General features: G+C 61.2%; 18 protein-coding genes. 4 read left to right on the top strand and 14 right to left on the bottom strand.

Going from position 1 to position 20510, the window contains the following annotated elements; translation table 11 throughout:
- Positions 1–134: 134 nt before the first annotated feature.
- The 4 genes from U0025_RS09680 to U0025_RS09665 are packed head-to-tail and all read right to left on the bottom strand — an operon-like array spanning position 135 to position 4765.
- Entirely contained in the window at positions 135–1232 is a 1098-nt protein-coding gene (locus U0025_RS09680; protein ID WP_004207158.1) for an acyltransferase family protein, read from the bottom strand.
- Positions 1229–2500, bottom strand: a complete 1272-nt coding sequence (locus tag U0025_RS09675) for a hypothetical protein (RefSeq protein ID WP_037491600.1) — start codon at positions 2498–2500, stop codon at positions 1229–1231. Before U0025_RS09675 ends, U0025_RS09680 begins: the two co-directional genes overlap by 4 nt.
- Entirely contained in the window at positions 2493–3617 is a 1125-nt protein-coding gene (locus U0025_RS09670) for a GumK N-terminal domain-containing glycosyltransferase (protein ID WP_004207154.1), read from the bottom strand. The genes U0025_RS09675 and U0025_RS09670 overlap by 8 nt, the downstream gene beginning before the upstream one ends.
- The gene (locus tag U0025_RS09665) at positions 3614–4765 is read right to left on the bottom strand and encodes a glycosyltransferase (protein WP_004207153.1); all 1152 of its coding nucleotides are present in this window, start codon (positions 4763–4765) and stop codon (positions 3614–3616) included. The genes U0025_RS09670 and U0025_RS09665 overlap by 4 nt, the downstream gene beginning before the upstream one ends.
- A gap of 83 nt (positions 4766–4848) precedes the next feature.
- Here U0025_RS09665 and U0025_RS09660 point away from each other — a divergent pair, with 83 nt between their 5' ends.
- Entirely contained in the window at positions 4849–5877 is a 1029-nt protein-coding gene (locus U0025_RS09660; protein WP_004207152.1) for a glycosyltransferase family 2 protein, read from the top strand.
- Here U0025_RS09660 and U0025_RS09655 read toward each other — a convergent pair.
- Genes U0025_RS09655 through U0025_RS09615 form a run of 9 tightly spaced genes read right to left on the bottom strand, consistent with a single transcriptional unit; the run spans position 5835 to position 16189 of the window.
- Entirely contained in the window at positions 5835–6851 is a 1017-nt protein-coding gene (locus U0025_RS09655; RefSeq protein ID WP_004207151.1) for a polysaccharide pyruvyl transferase family protein, read from the bottom strand. The two genes, U0025_RS09660 and U0025_RS09655, sit on opposite strands and share 43 nt — an antisense overlap.
- A complete protein-coding gene (locus tag U0025_RS09650) occupies positions 6848–7903 on the bottom strand; it encodes a glycosyltransferase family A protein (protein WP_004207150.1) in 1056 nt (351 codons plus the stop codon). The genes U0025_RS09655 and U0025_RS09650 overlap by 4 nt, the downstream gene beginning before the upstream one ends.
- Positions 7893–9788: a WecB/TagA/CpsF family glycosyltransferase gene (locus U0025_RS09645; RefSeq protein WP_004207149.1), complete on the bottom strand. Its 1896-nt coding sequence runs from the start codon at positions 9786–9788 to the stop codon at positions 7893–7895. Before U0025_RS09645 ends, U0025_RS09650 begins: the two co-directional genes overlap by 11 nt.
- A 35-nt stretch (positions 9789–9823) precedes the next feature.
- Entirely contained in the window at positions 9824–10534 is a 711-nt protein-coding gene (locus U0025_RS09640; protein ID WP_004207148.1) for a P-loop NTPase family protein, read from the bottom strand.
- The gene (locus U0025_RS09635; protein ID WP_004207147.1) at positions 10531–11892 is read right to left on the bottom strand and encodes a hypothetical protein; all 1362 of its coding nucleotides are present in this window, start codon (positions 11890–11892) and stop codon (positions 10531–10533) included. The genes U0025_RS09640 and U0025_RS09635 overlap by 4 nt, the downstream gene beginning before the upstream one ends.
- 18 nt (positions 11893–11910) lie before the next feature.
- On the bottom strand, positions 11911–13215 hold the full coding sequence (locus U0025_RS09630) for an AAA family ATPase (RefSeq protein WP_004207146.1): 1305 nt from the start codon (positions 13213–13215) through the stop codon (positions 11911–11913).
- A 33-nt stretch (positions 13216–13248) separates the two neighbouring features.
- Complete coding sequence (locus U0025_RS09625) at positions 13249–14043, bottom strand: polysaccharide biosynthesis/export family protein (protein ID WP_004207145.1); 795 nt, start codon at positions 14041–14043, stop codon at positions 13249–13251.
- 11 nt (positions 14044–14054) lie between these two features.
- Entirely contained in the window at positions 14055–15254 is a 1200-nt protein-coding gene (locus U0025_RS09620) for an outer membrane beta-barrel protein (RefSeq protein ID WP_004207144.1), read from the bottom strand.
- Positions 15251–16189: a glycoside hydrolase family 5 protein gene (locus U0025_RS09615; RefSeq protein WP_139278777.1), complete on the bottom strand. Its 939-nt coding sequence runs from the start codon at positions 16187–16189 to the stop codon at positions 15251–15253. Before U0025_RS09615 ends, U0025_RS09620 begins: the two co-directional genes overlap by 4 nt.
- Before the next feature lie 155 nt (positions 16190–16344).
- Here U0025_RS09615 and U0025_RS09610 point away from each other — a divergent pair, with 155 nt between their 5' ends.
- Positions 16345–16920, top strand: a complete 576-nt coding sequence (locus U0025_RS09610) for a hypothetical protein (protein WP_037490130.1) — start codon at positions 16345–16347, stop codon at positions 16918–16920.
- 26 nt (positions 16921–16946) lie between these two features.
- Here the strand turns inward: U0025_RS09610 and U0025_RS09605 are convergent, their stop codons facing one another.
- Entirely contained in the window at positions 16947–18113 is a 1167-nt protein-coding gene (locus U0025_RS09605; RefSeq protein ID WP_037490129.1) for an NAD-dependent epimerase/dehydratase family protein, read from the bottom strand.
- Between the two features lie 270 nt (positions 18114–18383).
- Here U0025_RS09605 and U0025_RS09600 point away from each other — a divergent pair, with 270 nt between their 5' ends.
- Both U0025_RS09600 and U0025_RS09595 read left to right on the top strand, forming a co-directional pair.
- The gene (locus U0025_RS09600) at positions 18384–18950 is read left to right on the top strand and encodes an acyltransferase (protein WP_004207140.1); all 567 of its coding nucleotides are present in this window, start codon (positions 18384–18386) and stop codon (positions 18948–18950) included.
- A gap of 12 nt (positions 18951–18962) precedes the next feature.
- Positions 18963–20432: a lipopolysaccharide biosynthesis protein gene (locus U0025_RS09595; RefSeq protein WP_004207139.1), complete on the top strand. Its 1470-nt coding sequence runs from the start codon at positions 18963–18965 to the stop codon at positions 20430–20432.
- Positions 20433–20510 lie beyond the last annotated feature (78 nt).

The following is a 20510-nucleotide window of genomic DNA, read 5'->3' as shown; positions in this document are numbered from 1 at the left end:
CCCTTCAGACATTTATGAGGCCGCTGCCCAGATAGCTTCGCTATGAAGGCCGGCACCCCGGTATAAGCCGGCGTCGTGAATGGTCTGCACAAGGGCAGTTCGCGTTCGTCCGAAACCTGTGGGATTTTTACCGATCAGGACGAGCGGCTCTCTGCCGCTTGGGGCATGAGCTGTCGCCGGTTTCGTCCGTTAAAGACGTCGCTCAGCTTGCGCCTGCTCCAGTTGCCGACGGGGCGTTCAAACAGTTCATGGGACAGACCGGCGACGGCGAGAGACAAGATGATCGCGCAGAGTATCTGTTCCGGCATGTTTAGGTGCAACCTTGCGCCAGCCAGGCGGACAAGCTGCAGGACTGGCATATGGAGAAGATATAGCGAAAAGCTATAGGCACCGAGCCGGCGCATGAGCTTGTTTCCCCATAGGATATTGTTCAGCGGGTGACGAATGGTCGCGCCTATGATCACCAGCGCGCAGGCCGCAATCTTCAATGGATCGGCATAATAGATAATATGCTTGGGATCGTCCGTCACCGGTGGGAATATCCACGCCCGTGCCGAAAGGGGGGGGGCAATAAGCATCCAGAAGAACAAGCCGGTGAATAGGAGTAGCGGCGCGAATAACCGTACCATGCGCGCTTCGGGAACCTTTCGGACCAGGACGGCGCAGATAATGCCGGTCATGAAGATATGCATCTTTGCTAAGGCAAAAATGCCAGGCAACCACGGGCTTGTTACATAGCAGATCGCGATAATTACCCCGATCGCCAAGTATAGCCAGCCGCGTAGCGGTTGGTTCGCATAGGTTGCCGCCCAGATCGCCGGGAAGAGAAAGTAGAATTGGAACTCCGGCCCGATCGACCAGAAGACCGATACGGTACTGGTGAATGTTCCCTGCCGGACCAGTTCGATCAGTCCGATCGGATAGATGAAATCGGCGTAGACGAAGCGATAGATGAGGAAGGATAGCAGCGAGACACAGGCGTAGAGCGGCACGATGCGGGCTATGCGCGCCGCAGCGTAGGATGCCAACGCATCTCGGTCGGGCGTTCTGGGGAGGTAGAGATGGCCCATGAGAAAGCCGCTGAGCGTGAAGAACAGCAGGACGCCATAATCGCCGGCGCGCGGATGCAGAAGTTCGGGATAGCCGAACGTGCGGAAGTGGCAGAATACGACGAGCAGGGCAGCAAAGCCTCTGATGCCGTCGAGCGCCGGTATATGACGGCCAGGGCTCATGCGGCGTTTCCTTCCATGCGCGTCAGGCGTCCGCGGGCATAACAGAAGCCGTAGACGACCCACATCAGAGCGGCTGTCTTGATTGACAGCAGTGAATTGCTGATGGGCAGGCAGAGTGCGAGGAAGAGCATAATGCCATGCTTTGCCATCCGGTTGCCGGGATCGCGGCCGAAGCTGCTGCAGGCGAGTGCCAACCAGAGCCCGATCGCGATCACCACGGATTGGGCCTGGACGAAATCGGCCCAGCCGGCGTCATCGAACCGGACCCGATCCGCGCGGATGCCCAACAACTGGTCAAGGTCCATCGATCGCAGCGCATCGAGCCCGACGCTGAGCCGTCCGGGAAGATTGTCTTGATGCTCCGCCAAAATTCCCAGCGCTTCGCCCCCGACCAATGCGAGAAGCAGCAACGGCAGATAGGCGACGCTCCATTGATCCGGAACATAGGCGCTGATCGGCAGATAGAGGCAGAAGAGCAGGATCACGCTGAGCGCAAGCCTGCCATCGCACGTGACCAGCAGCACCGCCGTCGAAACCAGCATGAATAGTCGCGCACCGTTCGACAGAGACCGCCACATGGCTGCCGTGAAGATGGTGCCGACGATCGCCCAGTTGCCGAGCGATACCGGCTCCAGAAACAGCGATGATCCGCGATGCAGGCCAAGGCCGTCGAGCAGCATGCGGCCGCCGGGACGTTCCGAACTGAGAAACAGGTCGCCGCCAGCCCAGAAGGCATCTGCGTCATAGCCACGGGTCTGCACATAATAGTCGATCACGCGAAAGGTCGAACCAAAGCCGCCAGGGCTCGCCAGTTCCCACAGGCCCACCAACATGATCAGCAATTGCAACGACAACATTGTCTGACGCAGCAACGCGCCTTCAATGCGGGTTCCAAGCAGGATGAAGGCGGGGATCAACAATATGTCGCCCAGGATCTTGGGTTCGAAATATCCCTTGATCGCGCTCGTCAGCAGCGCCGAAACGACCATGATCCAGGTCAGCGCAAGCCACCGGAAACTATATTGGACCGGTTGTGTGATCCCAACGAGCAGGGCGGTCAGAACTATGCCCGCCTGCGCGGCGGACACGATTCCGGCTGTCATCGGGAACAGATGCGCGTTGACCCAGGCCAAGGCCGGATTGAAGAGTACCGTGGCGACCAGCAGTCCGGCGGCGACATAGTTGACGAGCCTGTCATGGATCAGGCTGCGTCGATGCACCGCGTCGCGCCGCGCGCGAGCCGGCGGAGAAAGGGCAATCTCAGCCAAGAGAAGCCTCGACGAGCCTGGCGGCCACGTCGCTCCAATCCTTGCTCGCCACCGGGCTGCGGCCAGCGTTCAGCGCCTGATCAAAAGCCTCGACGATCTCCTGCGGATGATCAGGCCGGTAGCCAAAGCGCAGGGCATGGTCGCCAACGGCGAAATCGGGGCAAACGGCGGGCAGGCCGATTGCCTTATATTGCAGGAGTTTGAGGCTGGAATCGGCGAGATAGGCGGCGGCAGCCGCGCGCTGATAGGCCGCGATCCCGACATCGGCATGCTGGAGATAGGGGAGCGTTTGCGCAAAAGGCATCTCGTCATGCTGGATCACATTGGTCGGAAAGACGCTCTTGGGCGATCCGATGGTGTGGAAGGTGAATTCCGGGCGTGCCAGCGCGAGGGTGCGGATCGCCCCGGCATCGAACAGCATCGATCCGACCGTGACCGCGTTGCGCTTGGTCGCATAGGGATTGTCTGTTGCCTGATTAAGCAAAGCAGTGTCGACGCCATGCGGAATGAATAATTTGGGGCAGCTGAAGGCCTCGAAATGCGGGAGCATGGAGCGGGCGACGACCACGATCAGGTCGATATCGGCCTCCGATTGCCAAAGCATGTCTTCAATGCATTCAGGCACGCCGGCGGTGGATAGAAGATCCGTGGCCCGATAGACGATCCGCGCCGAGGGTGCGACGGCTCGGATGCGCTTCAGCAATACCGGCGCAATGCCGGATTCGACGATGATGATGTCCGCCGCGCCTGCCGCTTCGTCCAGCGCGGTGCAGCGGTTTCTGGCCCATTTGCTGTAAAGCCAGGATTCCACCTTGCCCGAGACCGGCAACTTCACCGGATGCCATGCGCTGCGCCACAGATAGGCTTGCAGCCCATCCACCTGTTCCCAGGCATTGGCGCGATCAAACAGATCGGCCCGGCTGTCGCCACGCAGGCGCGACAGCCAGCTGTAGCCGATCGACATGAAGGTCACCTGATGGCCCTGTTGCGCCATATGGCGCGCCACGAAATGCACGCTCGCGCGGCGCCGGGTCCGATAGTCATGGCGCGAGATGATGAGGACGCGGTGTCCTTCGGCGTGAACCGGCTGTGGCTTTGCGGCGGATTGTCCGATCATGAACGGGCCTCCGTGCTGGCAAGAATCTCGTCATAATAATCTTCCAGGGCGGCTACGCGGTTGCGGAGGTCGAACTTGGCGGCCACATGGGACCGGCCGGCTCGGCCAAAATCGCCGCACAGGTCCGGCGCGCCCAGAAGCGTTTGCAAATGGTCGGCAAAGTCGTGGCTGTTGCGCGATCGTGCGAGCAGCCCGGTCATGCCGGGTTTGATCGCTTCGCGCATCGGGCCATCGTCAAACGCGATTACCGCCATGCCCATCGCCTGCGCTTCCATCAGCACGATAGGAAGCCCCTCGGAATCGCCGTTTGACGCGCGCACGCTCGGCATCGCGAAGATGCGGTGACGGGCCATGGCCGCGAAGACCTCCGCGCGAGATCGTGCGCCCAGGAAATGCGGCTGGATGCCAAGCCGGTGGGCCTGGGCGACCAGGGCGGGCATCAGGGGGCCGTCGCCGATAATGGTGAGCGGTTCGCTTCGGACGCGTTCTGGCAGTTTCGCCCAGGCGTCGAGCAGGAAATTGACCCCCTTCTTTTCGACCAGACGGCCGACGAAGAGGGCGCCCCGGCGGCCATGGGCGGCGGGTGGCGGCGGCAGGCTGGACGTGTCGATACCCAGCGGAATGACGCGCAGCTTGTGGTCGGGATAACCTGCGTCGAGCAGGCACTGCTTGATCCACTGGGATACGCAGATGATGCCATGGGCGTAACGCAGAAGGAAGGGCTTGAGCATCAGATACCAAAGTCCTTCGGTGCGGCGCGCATGTTCGCGCGCCGTCACCGTTGCATCATAGCCATGGGCGGTGACCACCAGCGGTATGTTCCGTCGCGCGGCAAGGGACAGGATGTTCGCCCCATCCTGCAGGAAATGCGCATGGATCAATCGCGTCGAGGAAGCCGACAGGACATCGCCGACATGGCGATATCGGCCGGTCAGCCGATTATAGACTTTTTCATATTTACCCGCCTGAGCACGATGCAACAGATGGGGAGTGTGGCCGTTAATAGAGTATCCGTTCAGTATATTTTCAGTTATTATGATCGGATTATATCTATTAAGGCCCTGTATGTGGTCTGATATGAAGGTTTCAGAAAGAGGAAGGAAGCCTCTTCTGTATATTGCAACGTTGGGTGTGTCAGATAATTCCACTAGGTGAAATTCCTCAATTCGTTGCGGTTTCATCGATTGGTATATCGAAGCTTATTATCGCTTTCGAGTAAGGCATAACACCTATGCAAAATCCCGCGATTGCTCCTGTGCTCCCCCTTGTCAGTGTCGTGATTGCGGCGTTCAACGCCGAGGACAGCCTGGATCGCGCGGTGCAATCTGCGCTTGCGCAGAAACTTCCGGTGGAGGTGATCATCGTCGATGACGCGTCCGGCGACAAAACCGTGGCAATCGCCGAACGGTTGATGGAGCAGGACCCACGGGTGCGACTGGTGCTAAGCGAGGCCAATGGTGGGCCTTCGGTCGCGCGGAATCTGGGGATTGGGGCCGCGCGGGGCGAATGGATCGCGATACTGGACGCCGATGATGCCTTCGCACCGGGCAGGCTGGTTCATCTGACCGCGCTCGGCGATCGGCATGACGCCGATCTGGTCGCGGACAATCTGTTTTTCTATGATTGGCACGCCGGAGCAGTGGTTGGCACGGCATTGTCGCGGACAGCGGAGCCGATCCGGCATATCCGACCGGCCGAATTCGTCCGCAACGCGATCACAGGGCGCTCGCCGTTCGATTTCGGCCAGCTCAAGCCGATCTTTCGTCGCCGCTTCCTGACGACCCGTTGCCTGCGCTACCCGCCCCAGTTGCGGCACGGCGAAGATTTCGCCTTCATCATCGATTGCCTGCTGGCAGACGGTCGTTTCATTCTGAGTGCAGAGCCGCATTATCTGTTCACTCAGCGGCAGGGCTCCATTTCGGATCAGGGATCGGGGCAATCCCGGACATTACTGAACCTGGATGCAATGCGCGCCCATAGTCTTGCCATGCTGGATCTGCCCCGCGTTCGGGATGATCGTGTTCTGTCTCGGTTGTTGGCCCGTCGCGCCAGCGCGATTAGGCAGCAGCATAGCTGGAACCGCGTCTATCCGCATCTTCGCGCACGCAAGCCGATGGCATTGCTGGAGGCTATGATGACGGACTGGAGCAACTGGCCCATGCTGGGACGCCATCTGATCCGCCGCTGGCACCATCGCGCGCAGATGGCGCGGATAGTTCAGCCCGAACGCACCAGCTTGTCGAATTCGACGCTGAGCTGATCGACACGGTTGGCAAAGATCCGATCGTCGCTCAGAAATCCCGCCTCACTCTTCAATTGTTCAAGTGCAGAGGCGATGCGGCTGTGTTGCCGTCGGTTCCATGTAGCGATACGCCGCGCGACCGCGGGTGGTTGTGGCAGACGCCGCGGCAGGGCGAGCAGATGATATTTCAGTTTTGGCCGCACGGACATCCACCAGGGCCGCTGTTCACGACGGGTCATCTGCCTTTGGTGCGCAAGTGCGCCTTCTGCATCAGGATGCGCAAGTCGATAATGTTCACCGACCAGGCGCCGGACGCCGTCGCGATAGGCAGTGTCCAACGTCGCGGTAGGCAATATTCGCGGTTCATAGGGCAAGTTGAGGGAAAGCGACCAGTCGAGCCATTTGAAGCTGTTGATCCTTCCCGAACTGGAGACCGGAACCCAGGGTACGCGCAGCGTATCGGCGATGATCGCGGCGTGCATCGAATCGGCGATGACCAGCCGTGACCGGCGGATTTCGTCGATGACCTGATGTGCGCATTGCCGCGGGTCCACCAGCTTGACGTCGGCGGTAGCGCAGGCGGCAGCCCAGTCGCCTTCATCCATCGCTTCGTAGTGGGGAATGAAGATGGGCCGGCCGCGCTCCGCTTCGGGTAGGGGCCTGAGCCGATCCAGCGTGGAAAGCAGCAGCGCGCCATCGGCAATCGCCCGTTCCGGGCGGTTGAGGACGCGCGCCGTGAGCGGGCCGCGTAATGCCACCACATCCCAGCGGTCAGTCGAGAAATCCTCGGGCACCGGCCTATAGCCCAGGCCGCTCGAGAAAATTCTGATTCGCGATGCGGGCGGCATATGATTGCCGATGATCGTGCCGATGCCGCAGAACAGCGTATCGGCTTCGTCGGACCAACGGCCTGGAGCAAGCTCCTCCCACAGCCAGCCGTTGAGGTCGTCGCCAAAATTCCCTTCCTTGGCGCGATAGTAGAAGAGTTTCATGTCATGGCCTCGTCCAGACGGGGGCTGTGCCAGCGCATCTTTCGAATGATGATGCCGCGCCATAATGGCAGCAGCGAGACGTTCATGAGCCGATAGGCATCCAGGATGATGCGACGCTGCTCACCATTTTTCAGGCCCTGATAGACACGTGGGTGAAGCAGGATCGCCGCCATCTCTAGGCGCAAGATTTCGATGCGCTGATCGGTCAGGCGCGCGGCAGCAGCGCTGATGCCCGGCGTGACCCTCATCAAGCGATTGGCGAGCACCATCGACATGAGGCGGCGCAGATTTTTGGCACCAAGCCGCTCATGCGCATCGCGATAGAGATTGATACCTTCTCCACGCTGGGCCTTGGCCAGCCTGGAGAAGCAGATCCCCTCAACGCTGTGCGCCAGCCGCACCCACATCAGCCAGTCCTCGCCGGCATAGCGAAGCCGTTCCTCGAACCGGAGATCGCGCATCGCCCTGCGGCGCAGGATTACGGCAGATGTCTGGCAGAGATATTCCTGCACCATGAATTGCCCCGCGCGGTCGGGCTGCAGGCGATAGATCTGCCCGCCCAGAGGCAGGGGTTCGAACGCATCCTCATTGGCGCCCTGCGCAAAGAGTGTCAGCGAGGCGAACAGGCTGGAGGGCGGCATAGCGCTGTCGCAGAAATAGAAATCATGCCCCAGTTCGAGCGCGTCCACGCCTTGTTGCAGATGATCTGGCGCCCAACTGTCATCGGAGTCCAGGAAGGCGACATAGTCGATGTCGGGTCCGATCTGATCAAGGCCGTGATTGCGCGCAGCAGCGGGGCCGGCGTTCGATTGCAGCATGGTCCGGAGATTCAGCCAGGGTGGCAATTCCATGTCTGCCAGTTCGTCCAGCACAGGGATGGGCGAACTGTCGTCGATTATGAGGAGCTCCACCTCGGTGGGCGCGGTGAATGTTTGCGCAACGATCGAGCGGAGGGCCTGTTGCAGGATACCCCGTTCACGCTGGAAATAGGGGATGATGACCGCGATCCGGCGCAGCTCTCTTGGGTTCGGCGGCACGAGATCAGGCGGCATCGGCGTTGCGGACAGTGTGGGAGTGGGGCGATGGCGGCGGGATCGGCCCGTCCGAGTAGCCACCCCTGGCGTCACGGATGGCATTCATGAGGAAGGTGACATTGCCGCGCAAATAGCGGTCTGCCAGTCGGGTCGGTTCGTTCATGAGCCGGAATATCCATTCCATGCGCATGCGGCGCAGCCAGCCAGGCGCGCGCGGGACATGGCCGGCGGTGAAATCGAGCAGGGCGCCCGCGCACAATATGGGGCGGCCGATATGGGATGCCCATTTGGCCGCCCACAATTCCTGGCGGGGGTTCCCCATGGCTGCGATTACCAGATCCGCGCCGCTTTCCCGAATATGGCGGCTCAGATGCTCCTCCTCTTGCGGGTCGAAGAAGCCATGGAGGGTGCCGACTATGCGAATATGGGGATGACGCTCTTCCAGAATGGCGGCTGCACGTTCCGCGATGCCGGGGGCTGCGCCTACCAGAAATAGCCGGAGGCGGTCCGGGTAGCTCTTCAGCAACTGGGGAATGAAGTCCGTGCCGTTCAGATTGTGCGGGAAGGAGTCCCCGTAGCGGAGGCGGCTTGCGATATCGACGCCGACGCCGTCATTAAGGACCAGCGCGTCGTTCAGTGCGGCAGCGACGCCCTCGACCCGCCGTGCCTGGTTGATCAGATGGGCATTGCCGAATGCGACCACGCGCGGCGACTGGTCCCTGATCAGATCGGAAACGGCTTTCAGCGCGTCGCTCTCCGAAAGAACGGCAAGGCGAAGCGGCCCGATCTGGCGGGTCTGACGTCCCAGAATATGTTCGTAGATGGCCGAGATCCTGGCGCTCACGCCCGGCCAACCATAAGCGAGCAGACCTGCGGCAGTGGTGGGGGAGGGTGAGCGTTGCTGCGCCTTGCGAATGTCCTGCAGGGTGCGCGCAGCGGACAGCGGATCGGCGAAATCGATCAGGCTGCCGGTATCGAGTTTGACGCAGGAGCGGCGATGCGCCGGGATGTCGCTGACGACTGGATAAAGCCCGGCGGACACCCCCTCGATCAGGGAAATACCGAAACCTTCATAGGCGCTCGGCGATGCGAAGATGGTACTACGGGCAATCAGCGCCTGCAGCGCCTCGTCGCTGGGGCTGTCATGAAATTCCACCAGATCGCCCAAACCGAGCTGTTCGACGATCTGTTGCAGATCGGCGAAGGTGACACCCATCGGCTTTCCCGCGATGATCAGCCTGGCCTTCCGGTCCAGCCGGTGCAGATGCGCAAACCAGCGGATCAACAGGTCGATCCGCTTGTTCGGCGCGATCCGGCCGAAATAGATGAAGCGATGCTCGGTGGAAGGCGATTGCGCAAGACCGGCGAACTTGACCGTGTCCACGCCATTTTCGACCAGCGTGAGTGCGCGACGATTGACCTTGGCGAACGTCTCATAGTCCGCTTCGCTGCAGGCAATGATCGCCCGATATCCAGCCAGTGAGAGACGGGTCATGCTGTGAAAATAGAATTGCTTCAATCGACGGGCATAGCCGGTATGAAAGAAGCCGCCATGCGTGGACAGGACCAGCGGTTTGCGATGCAGCAGCCGGGTCAGCGCCAGATAGTCGGCGAAGAAATCGACGGCGTGGACATGGACGATGTCGCAATCGTCCAGATGGTGCAGCACGGATGGTGCGAGCGGATAGCGACGTCCACCCCGGTAGGGTATCCGGACAACCTCGACATCGTCGATGATTTCGGATCGCGGCAAGGGTGCGTCGTCGCCGTCGAAGATGCGGTCCAGGGTGATCATCCTGACCTGGTGCCCGGCGCGAGCCTGTTCGCGGCACAGATTTCGGGTGAAGCTTTCCAGCCCGCCGAGTCCGGGATGATATTGTCGGGAAATATGGGCGATTTTCATATCATACCCCCTTGGTGCCGACCGATCGCTGACCGCTAGATCAGCATGATGGTGCCGATCAGCACCGTGTTCAGCATGGTCATCTTGTTGATCACGGCCTTGAGCTCGCTGGTCGATGTCTGATCGCGCTGGACCGCAACGATCGCGCAATCGGCGCTGCCTGCCGCATGAGCGAGATCGTCGATATGGCTGGCGTCGACCAGGCACAGATCGAAGTGAGCCGTCAGCGACGACAGGCGTTGCGACAGTGGCGCAAGCGGACTGCCGTCGATGGCGCAGCCATCCTGCTGGGGAGCGGCCATGACGAACAATGAACGGATACTGCTCGGCTGGACCAGCTGAAATGGCTCATCCATGTCGTCCGGCGAGCCGGTTCGTGCATTCATGCCAAGCAGGCGATGTTGAACGAAGCCGGAATGCTCCATGTCGACGATCAAGGTGCGCAGACCGCTCAGGGCTGCCGAGACCGCGATATTCGCGGTCAATATTGCCGCCTGCTCGCTCGCCTCGATTGCGATGACCGCGATAGAGCCGGGCGCGCGACCGTCGGGATGGCGCATTGCAGACAGGGTCGACTGGATGTCCCGCGCTTGTTCCGCCAGCATTGCGCTGGGGGCGTGGATCACCGCGATTGCGGGATCGACATTGGCGTGGACCGCCGCCGTCTCCTCGCCCGGATCGCCATCGTAAGTCGGCGGCAGGCCGGGATAGACATCCTCTACCGGTTCAGTCGAGCGAAGCCTCATGACCAATTGCCTCCTTCGATACGGAGTTGCTTGCCGTTGACGCGCAGGTCTGCCTGACCAAGCAACGGCACGCCGGTAAGATAGGTGACGGTGTTACGACTGCGGACGCGCGGGCTGAGCCATTCGGCGAGGATGACCGAGCCGATTGCGAGCATGAGGGCCACCATCGTCATCATCAGGAACCGCACGCCGATATTGGGCGCGTTGGGGATCATCGGCGGTTCTGCGATGTCGAGCCGCACGATATTGAGTGACGGGGCCGTGCTGGTGGCATGCAACTGCGAGAATTGTTCGGTCTGCGCCTCATATTCCTTGCGCGCCGATTCCACATTGCTTTCCAGCACGGCGAGCTTTCCGCGATCGGCCGCGAGCGACAGCATGCGTCCGCGATGCTGGTCGAGCAGGGCCTGCATCGTGCCCTGATTGGCCGATGCCGCCGAACTGGCCGCCGCCAGCGTGCCCGACATCTTGCCGGTTTCCTGGGCCAGACTGTCCTGCATCTGGCGCAACTGCTGCTGGGCGGCACGCATCGTCGCATGATTGGGGCCGAGTTCGGCAGCCATCTGGCTGATTTCCGCCGATTTGGCCGCGATCTGAGCCCTTAGCCCCTGGATCACCCCGCTCGATTGAATGTCGGGCATATTGGCGCCCCCCGCCGCGCGCGACCGGGCCTCCGCAGCAACGGCTTCGGCCGACGACAGTTTCGACGACAATTCGCTGAGGCGCGTGCTTTCGGCATCGATGGCGCCAGTGGCGACAATACCGTGCGCGCGCTGGAAATCGGCGAGCCGTGCCTGCGCCTCTTCCATGCGCTGTTCGGACGCGGCGATCTGTTTCTTGTACCAGGCCGCAAAGCGCTGGGCGAATTCGTTGCTGATGCCCAGGCGCGCATCATTGAAGGCCTGGGCGAAGCTGTTGGCCATCAACGCCGAACGCTGTGGATCCAGGCTGCGGTAGGAGACGTCGATCGTATTGCCGGTGGCGCTGGGCGAAACCTGCAAACCCGACTGGACGCTGCGGCTGATCCAGCCTTCGAAACTCTGGTTGCCGTTCGTCTGCTCCTGCCAGCGGGCGCGCATGGCCGGATTCCTGAACAGGCCAAGCCGCTCGGCCACCTTGCGGGCGATCACCTCGCTCTGCAGGATTCTGGACTCCGTCGCGAGCATGGATTCGCCGGTCGCCTCGTTCGATTTGCCGCCGGTCGGGTCCGGTGCGCGGTTGTCAAACAGCAAAGTGGCGGTCGCGCGATATTCGCGCGGCGTGATCGCAATCCACAGGACCGTCAGCGCCATGACGCAGCAGAAGATGGCGGCTGCCATTCTCCAGCGCTGCAGGATGGCTCGCGTTATGTCGAACATGTACATCCTATCGGTCCCTTACGATGCAGCGCTTTGGCGCTGCCCTTCTACAAGGCTGACGACACGCCGGGTCAGGTGGTCGCCGTGGCGGCTGGCAGACAACATGCCGAGCAGGAACTGGGGGGCGAGGCTGTCCCGGAACATGAGGGCAGTGCTGCCCGGCCGGGCGTGCATGGCGCGGCGCAGGATATCCAGGACCGGAGCGTAGCGGTCGATATGCGGCGCCTGCTGTTCCGGCGCGAGGCCGGGAGGAACGATCGCGGCGCGGACGACCTGTTCAATCATTGGCCAATGGCCGGCGCCCAGATCGATGGCTTCATGGAACAGCGCAGCATCTGTCGGATTGGTGATCGTCCAGTCGTCGACCGCGCGCATCATTCCCGCGAGCGTTGCCGGCATTTCGACGATCGTCTTGCGCTGCCTGAGGGTTTCCAGGCAGGCCAGCGCGCAGAACAGGCGGACATGATAGGGGGAGCCGCATGCGACATGGGCAATTGTCTCGCGCGCGGCATCGCTGAAGTTGAGGCCGGCCTGGGCGGCGCCGCGGTCGATCAGGTCGAACACGGCGGCCGTGTCGATCCGCACGATGGGAACGGCGGTCATGTGCCGCCGCAGGGATTCATGGCCTTCGATGAGCTGGCTCAATCCGGACGCGATGCCGACCGCCAGAATATGAACCGGCAGGGCCGCGTCGGAGAGCAGCTTCATGGTGCGCGACAATTCGCCGAGAACAGCCGGATCGGTGATGCGGTCGAACTCGTCGAGGATGAAGATGAATTTTCGCTGCCCATGTTCGGCGAGTGCTTCCACGACATCGCGCGGTCCAACGACGATCGGCGTATCTGTCGTGGGTGAGCGCGGCAGGTTTCCGCGGGCGGCATCGAGGAACGGTGAGATCAAGCTGGTAAAATCCTGCCCGGGCTCGCAGGCCATGTAGAAGACCAGATAGCCGCGATTGTCGGCAACATTGGCGAACACGCGCGCCAGCGAGGTCTTGCCTGTGCCTCGGCCGCCAAAGATCATCGCATGATTGCCGCGATCAAGCACCCCCTCCACCAGCAGGTCCATCTCCTGCTGCCGGCCATGAAGATGGCGGGCGGCCGTGACGGGCTGGGTGGCATTGAACCCCTTGCGTATCGCTGATCGGACAGCGTCAGCGGACATGGCTGCATTGGTAGACGGCGTGACGGATGCAGCGCCGGCCGATTGCGCATTTTCAGGCACGCTGCCCGTTGCTCGGGAACGCCGGCCAGGCGCTTCTCGGCGCCGCTCGGGCTCGGGCGTTCGTCGGAGCCAACGGGCAATTCTGGTGAAGATATTCACGCAATGCCTCCTGTCAGGATACCGGATCGCATCTCAGAAGGTCCGCTCGTTGACGGTGTAGACGTCACCAGGCTTGACCAGCATATCGAGGCTGGCCTTCTTGATGATCTCCGTGCCGCGGTGCAGCGTGATCTTCTTTTCCGATCCGCCCAAAGTCGGCCCGCCGGCCTGGGCCAGCATCTGGCGCAGGGTCATGCCGGTTTCGAAGGCGACGCGGCCGGGCTTGTTCACCTGGCCGTAGATGAATACCTCCTCGGCCTTCGGCACGAAGATGGAATCGCCTGCGCGCAGGAACTGACCGGTCCCGCTTTGCGGGTCGAGATCGCTGAGGGCAATCCGCCGATCCGCTTCTCCCGTTCGTTGCAGGATCGCATAGTCCGCCGCGTCCGCGCGGGCGCCGCCGGTGCGCGCCAGCATCATCGCGATCGTCTGAGGTCGATCCAGGGGGTAGAGCCCAGGGTTCTGGAGGTTGCCGAACATCGTGACCGATCGACTGACGAAGCTCACGACTTCGACATTGACGATCGGATCGACGAAATATCCGCCCGTCTGCAATTGCCGGCGGATATTGTTTGCAAGGGCGTTGGTCGTGGATCCCTCCGCGACCACGTCGCCGATGCTCGGCAGGGTGATGCGCCCATCTTCCTTGATCCGCGTTTTGACTTCGATCGGATAGGCGCCGAATATCGAGACGCGAATCTCGTCATTGGCACCCAGGACATAGGCAGCGACAGCTTCCTTGTTGTCGACGCCGGCCAATACGGGATTGGCGAGCGTGGCCAGAAGAAGGGAACTGCACAGGTTTCGCATCGCACGGGGTAAGAACATGGCCATGCTCCTCACAATGTAAGGCCAAGGGACAGCATCATCGATGTCGATTTATATCGGTAGCGCTCGACTGCGCTTTCTCGCCATTCGTGGCGAACGTCGACGCCGGCCGTCAGGCGGCTGCGCAGTGCAAATCGATATCCGGCGTTGAGTGCGGTCGTTTCGTCGGTACCGCGCATCATGTCGGTGTCGATCAACAGCTCGCCCTTGAACTGGCGCCTGGCATAGCTCGCGCCAGCCTGGATCGAAGATCGTGAACTGAGGGTCGCATTGCCGCGCAGCGAAAAATTGGTCAGGACGATATAGGTCGCACCGGTGTTGCTCTGGTTGCTGGTGCTGCGGCTGCCGTCGAATGTCAGGGAGGTGCGCGGCGATGGCCGGTAGACGGCACCTGCGTGATAGCCCAGGCCCGAATAGTCATCGACCCGTTCATCACGCGCTTTGGTATGAATATAGCCAATTCCGGCACTCCAACTGAGACGCGGCGCGACAGCGCGTTTGAACTCGATCCCAACCCGATAATTGTCGGCACCGCGGCTCATGCGCAGTTCGGACGTTTCGTCTGACCAGTGGGGGCGGCGGAAAGCTTCGACGTTGAACATCAGTCGAATGTCGCCAAGGCTTGCCTTGCTATAGGCGATACCAATGCCCGCGCTGCGGGTGCGGATGTCGAACGGCCGGCGTGAATCGACGCTATTGTTCGTTTGCAGATAGCCGAGTTTGATGACGGGATAGTAACCATAGGGCTTGTCGCACTCGGCCGTGACCGCATAGTCCTGGGTGCGCTCACTGTTGCCGACGATCATGCCTTGGTCGGCCAGATCGGCCTGTGCGAAATTCAGGCGTGCGCTTGGACGCAGATAGCAGAGTGCGCTGACCTTTACATCGCCCTTGGCGGTGAGCGTAACGCGCTCCCGATCGAGATTGCTGTAGCGCTGATGGAAGTCATAGCCCAACGATCCCACGACCGTGACCTGGTGGACACCGAGATTTTTCCTGAAGGTGGCATCGAGCGCCGGGGTGACACGTAGATCGTCCTTGTCACCGGAGACGAGATCATCGCTCTGGCGCAGGACATTGTCGTCGTAGAGCATCCGCACCGTGGGTGCCACGGTCAGGCCGTCAGGCGGCACTTCGACCTGCGCAAAGGCTGGGCAGCCCAAGACGATCGAGCAGGCAAGGGGAAGGCGCGCATAATGCAGGCGGGTCATCTTGCGGCTCCCGTCTGGCTGTATTTTGCAACAATGGCTGCCTGTGGCCGGGCTTTGCCTTGCACGGGTTGCAGGCTCATGGGATAGCTTGCGCCCCACCATGGGCCGCCGGCCCAATAGGCCCAACCCATCCAGACATCGGCATTGGCATCGAGATGCTTGAGCAGAGCGTCCAGGCTGTCGAGGCAGGCGGCATTTGCAGGGGCGCCGAACTCGCCAAGGAAGCCCTTGTGGCGGTTGTCCCGAAGCCATTTCGTCGCCGCTTCCATGCGGTGTTGGATGACCGGCGGCGCTTCGCATTGCGCCTTCATCCCGGAACTGTCCGAGTCCAGATATTGGTGCATCTCGATCGCATAATTGCCGGCTGGATCGTGGAAATTCTGGAAGGCGGCAGCGTTGGAGGTGCGGCCGCCGGCGGTCCAGCTATGCGCGCCGGTCCAGTTGGAGCCTGGCACGAACAGCATGTTGCGCGCGCCTGTCTTTCGAATGGCGACGACGCTTTCGTCCACCATCGATCGCCAGCGTGTCGGTGCCATGCCGTTCGGTTCATTCATCAGGCCGAAGGCCACCTGCCTGTTCCCGCGATAATGCTCGGCCAATCGGCGCCAGAGATCGGCGAGTTTCGCGCTGCCATCTGGCGATTGATCCAGTCGCTGCCCCCCGTTTGCGCCATAATTGTGGATGTCGAGGATGATGACCCGGAACGGCGCCAGGGTCGCCACGACCTTGTCGAGGCGGGCCTGCTCGGCGGTCGAGAGGGGCTGGAGCGGGACGGGTTGGATCCGCTCCCACAATATCGGAACCCGGACGATCTTCATGCCCATCGCGACGAAGGGCGCCGCGGTGCGGGTATCGGGGTAGATATAATCCTTCCCGAAAATACCCGGCTTCCTGCCCGAGTTGAACTCACCGCCCGCGAGGTTGATTCCCGACAACGGTGGCGCCGCGCAGGCCATCCAAGGGCATGCCGTCGAGAGGAGGGCAGCACATCGGATCGCAAGGACCGTCCGTCTCGGGCGCTGAGGGGCGCTCATGGTCAGCGCTGCCCGCCTGTGCTAGCAGAGCGCCGCAAAGGGATAGATTGTAGGGCATGGCACCGATCGGGAACAGGCAGGCGAGCGTGGATGTCGCTATCGCGCCCGCATCGCGACAAGCAGCGCGGGCCGTCGCCGGACGTGAACGACATGCCGCGTTGCTGACTCATTTCGGCAGCGTCGGATTGTTGTTGATGCGGGGCGTTGTGACCGACGTTGGGCAGTCGGGCGATGCGGAAACGCGCGTGATCCATTATCGCCGGCAGGTTGATGGAAAATATTGCGTCGAACTGCCCGCGCGCATCGATGTCGATATCGGAGATATGATCATGATCCGTGCGCTGACGCTGCCCGACGGGGCGGTGCGGCCGATCATGGCGCGGGCGAAGAGCCGACGGGAATGGATAATGCTCGATGATGTCAACGTGATCGTCGACGATTATACTCGTGCCACACGCCGGTTCGTTCGTTGGGGCACAGGGGCCGGATCGGCTCTGGCAATGCTGGCGGTTTGCGGCATCGCGGCTCCTCTCGCGCTGACCACAGCGGTATTTTCCTTTGCCGGTGCCTGGAGCTTGCATCGCCGCGATCGCCGAGATCGGACGAGAATCGACCGCTGGCTTGCCCGTTAGGTCGGCAAGAGTTCCAATGGACATGGTCATGCGAGCATCCCCTGCTGTCGATACCAGGTGATGGTGCGACGAAAGCCTTCCTCCAGATTGATCAGCGGCTGATAGCCCAGAACGGTCTGCGCGCGTGCGATGCTGAACGCGCGGTTGTGCCTGAAGATGGTCAGCCGGCGACGAGGTAGAGGGGGTTGTAATCCCAGCGGCGCATAAAGTGCTTCGCACAGGCGTGCGGCCATTAGCGCGAGGCTGTAGGGGATGGCCGCCTTGGGCGGTGGCACATCCAAGGCGGTCGCGACGGCCCTTACATAGTCGCGCAGCGGCAGGAAGGCGCGATCACCCAGAATGAAGGTACCCGATGGCGCATCGGGATGAACCATCGTCAATATGTAGCCGGCGACCAGATCATCAATATAGACCGGATGGAAATTGGGTGTTTGCCGGCCCACAAACAGAAACCGGCGACGCTGGACCAGGCGGAACAGCTTTAGCATCCGGGTGTCGCCTGGCCCATAGGTGGAGCAGGGGCGAACGATGACGACGCTCATGCCCGGCCGGCCCATTTCGTCACGGCAGAGATCTTCGGCTCGCAACTTGCTTTCCTGATAGGGATCGCGGGGGTCGAATGGCGCATTTTCGTCTGCGGGGGCGTCGGCCACATTGCCGTGGACGCCAATCGACGAGCAATAGATGAAGCGCTCGACTCCGGCCCGTCGGCTCGCTTCGAGCAGGGCCCGAGTAGCATCCCGATTGACCTGCATGAACGCCTTGCGCGGTCCTTCGGTACGGAACATCGCGGCGATGTGAAAACAATAGCGTGCGTCCCGAAGCAGCGCGTCGAAACGATCAGTGTCGGTCAGCGAGCCCTCGATCCACTCTATACCGCTCTCGCGCTCCGCTTCGGTCAGGGGCCTGCGGCACATCGAGCGGACGCGGTAGCCCATTTGCAGGAGTTGACGGGCGAGCGCGCCGCCAACGAAGCCAGTCGCGCCGGTCACTGCTATGATGGGCTGATAACCGATTTCGTTCATGTAAATAGCTTCCAGTCGACGACGAGAGGCGATGCATTCATCATCGCTATCTTGCCTCCAGGCGCATTGATCGGCGAAAGCAATTGCGTCTCCATTGAAGAAACGATCATTCCGTTGCCCGATCGCGATAATATTGCCTCGATCTTGCTTGCGGAAATTCTTACGCAACTGCGGTATTAGTCAACATCAGGGGTAACACCTATCAATTAGGTGCAAATACATAATGGAACATGATTTTGTTATGTGTGAACTTGGTGTTTGTTCGGGTGAGTGACGCGAGCACTCGATGCACGTGCCATCTTGTCCGACGCGGACGCGTTTTCATGAGTGGATCTGCATGGTGCGTTTGGTTCTTGGCGCCCATTCGATCGTGGAGGCGCGCCGCTATTCAGGCTTTCGGCTCATGCTTGCCGCGTGAGCGCCAGTCGGAGAACGGGTTTGGCATTGCAATTTCTGTCTGCACAACTGGATCATCTTTACGCGCGACTGACCGTGATGCGACTCCGCGCGCAAGGCTGCCAGCCGGGTCGGGGCCTGCGCGTGCGAGGTGGCGTGCCTTATCTCCGGAACCCCGGATCCCTGGTCATCGGCAACAATGTCCGCCTGCGAAATGAACCGACCCGGATTCGCCTGGCTACGGTTCCGCAGGGGGCCATCATTCTTGGCGACGAGGTTTCGTTGAACACGGGAGTTCATATCTTCAGCGCTGCGCGGATCGATGTCGGCGGCGGTTCGCGTATCGGTGACAATGTCGCGATGTTCGACACGAGCTTCCATCCCGTTCATGAAGGGCGCTCCGTAAGGCCCCGTCCGATCACGATCGGTCGCAATGTCTGGATTGGCCGCAACGCCATCATCTTGCCCGGCGTGTCGATTGGCGATCATTCCGTCGTGGCAGCCGGATCGGTGGTCTTTGATGATATTCCCGCCCGGCAAGTGTGGCGGGGCAACCCCGCGGCATTCGTGAAGCATGTCCGGGCAACCGACGATTTTCGACGTAGCTAGGGGGAGGGCGATATGTCAGGTCCGGCGTTGGGGCGCGCAGTCCGTTCAGGCATGGCCTGGTCCATCCTGGAAAGTTGGGGTGTGCAACTGTTGCAGTTCCTGACCTTCCTCGTGATTGCGCGCTATGTCGATGCGACGATGCTGGGCATCGTCGCCATGGCCCTGCTGGTAGGGCAATGGTTCCAGATGATCATATTGTCGGGGATCAGTGCATCGCTTGTGAGCAAGGGCGGCGCTGCCGATGCCGACTTGGATGACACGGCCTTCTGGATTTCTGCTGCGGCCGGCGCTCTGCTGCTGATTGCAACCTTCTTGCTAGCCGACTGGGTCGAGCGGACCGCCGCCCATCAGGGCTTGGGCATGGTTTTGCGATGGCTCAGTGTCGCGAATTTCCTTGGTGCGCTGAACGTCGTGCCACAGGCTTGGCTGACGCGGGCCTTGCTGATGCGGCCATTGGCCACGCGCTCGACAATCTCGACCCTGGTCGGCGGCATCGTCGGAATAGCACTGGCGGTGGCCGGTTATGGCGTGATGGCGCTGGTGGCACAGAATCTGGCCGTAGCCGTCATCGGAACGATAATCCTGTGGGCCGCCTGCCCGATGCGACCCCGACTGCGTTTTTCACGGGAAAAGGCAAGGGACGTGCTTTTCTATGGCCGTCATGTCGGCGTGACGGGCGCTGCGAATTTCTTCAACGCCAATGCTGACATCATGGTCATCGGCCTGGCGCTCGGCGGCGCAGCGACAGGCATTTATACCGTCGGCAAGCGGGCTTTGCTGGCCGCCAATCTGATGCTGGCACGTGCGCTGTCCCGTGTGGCACTTCCGGTCTTCTCGCAACTCAAGGGGGATCCGCCCCGCCTTGCAAAGGCTTTCCTCAGAATAGTGTCGGCGACATCGTCCATAACGACCCCGGCCTTTGTCGGCCTGGCGATCGTATCGGACGAGTTCATTTTCCTGTTGTTCGGTCCGCGTTGGGCGGCGGCAGCGGATGTTATGCGCTACCTCAGCCTGTTCGGCGCGCTCCAGGCGATCGGCATTTACAATCAGTCGCTGATGCTCGCCATGGGGAAGCCGCAATGGCAGACTTGGCTGGCGGGCATTTATGCGCTGGTCAATATTGTCACCTTCTTCTTTGCCGTTGAATATGGGATGGCTGCGGTCGCTGCCGCGTTCACGGCGCGCGCCTATATCCTCTATCCCCTGTCCGTCTGGCCAGTTGTGGTTCTGCTGCCGCTGGGATGGCGGGATTATTGGAAGGCGCTGCGGCCCAGTGTCGTCGCATCGCTGGTCATGGCTGTTTTTCTATGGGGGTTCCGGTTCGCATTGGCCGGCCAAGCGCCGATTCCGATGCTGTTGTCGACGGTCATCGCTGGGGCAGCGGTCTATATGGTCGTCCTCGGACTGGTCGGACGGACCATTGTCATCGACATGTTCCATTTCGCACGGGCAGGGGGCAAACGCGTGTCCTCCACCAGTTAAATTTCCGAAGTGGACATTTTTGGAAATCCTCCGGCAATGACATTTTGCAGCTGCGGAACGAAATTTCTCAAAATGTGT

It is taken from the genome of Sphingobium yanoikuyae, from assembly GCF_034424525.1.
GTDB classification, from domain to species: domain Bacteria; phylum Pseudomonadota; class Alphaproteobacteria; order Sphingomonadales; family Sphingomonadaceae; genus Sphingobium; species Sphingobium yanoikuyae.
The sequence above is the reverse complement of the archived record's forward strand: the minus strand, read 5'-3'. Positions and strand labels throughout refer to the sequence as shown.

Coding starts and splice junctions, on each gene's coding strand:
- U0025_RS09610 (WP_037490130.1), top strand. CDS start 16,345: ATGGCACCGATCGGGAACAGGCAGGCGAGCGTGGATGTCGCTATCGCG.
- U0025_RS09655 (WP_004207151.1), bottom strand. CDS start 6,851: ATGAAACTCTTCTACTATCGCGCCAAGGAAGGGAATTTTGGCGACGAC.
- U0025_RS09650 (WP_004207150.1), bottom strand. CDS start 7,903: ATGCCGCCTGATCTCGTGCCGCCGAACCCAAGAGAGCTGCGCCGGATC.
- U0025_RS09680 (WP_004207158.1), bottom strand. CDS start 1,232: ATGAGCCCTGGCCGTCATATACCGGCGCTCGACGGCATCAGAGGCTTT.
- U0025_RS09640 (WP_004207148.1), bottom strand. CDS start 10,534: ATGAGGCTTCGCTCGACTGAACCGGTAGAGGATGTCTATCCCGGCCTG.
- U0025_RS09625 (WP_004207145.1), bottom strand. CDS start 14,043: ATGTTCTTACCCCGTGCGATGCGAAACCTGTGCAGTTCCCTTCTTCTG.
- U0025_RS09645 (WP_004207149.1), bottom strand. CDS start 9,788: ATGAAAATCGCCCATATTTCCCGACAATATCATCCCGGACTCGGCGGG.
- U0025_RS09595 (WP_004207139.1), top strand. CDS start 18,963: ATGTCAGGTCCGGCGTTGGGGCGCGCAGTCCGTTCAGGCATGGCCTGG.
- U0025_RS09660 (WP_004207152.1), top strand. CDS start 4,849: ATGCAAAATCCCGCGATTGCTCCTGTGCTCCCCCTTGTCAGTGTCGTG.
- U0025_RS09620 (WP_004207144.1), bottom strand. CDS start 15,254: ATGACCCGCCTGCATTATGCGCGCCTTCCCCTTGCCTGCTCGATCGTC.
- U0025_RS09670 (WP_004207154.1), bottom strand. CDS start 3,617: ATGATCGGACAATCCGCCGCAAAGCCACAGCCGGTTCACGCCGAAGGA.
- U0025_RS09635 (WP_004207147.1), bottom strand. CDS start 11,892: ATGTTCGACATAACGCGAGCCATCCTGCAGCGCTGGAGAATGGCAGCC.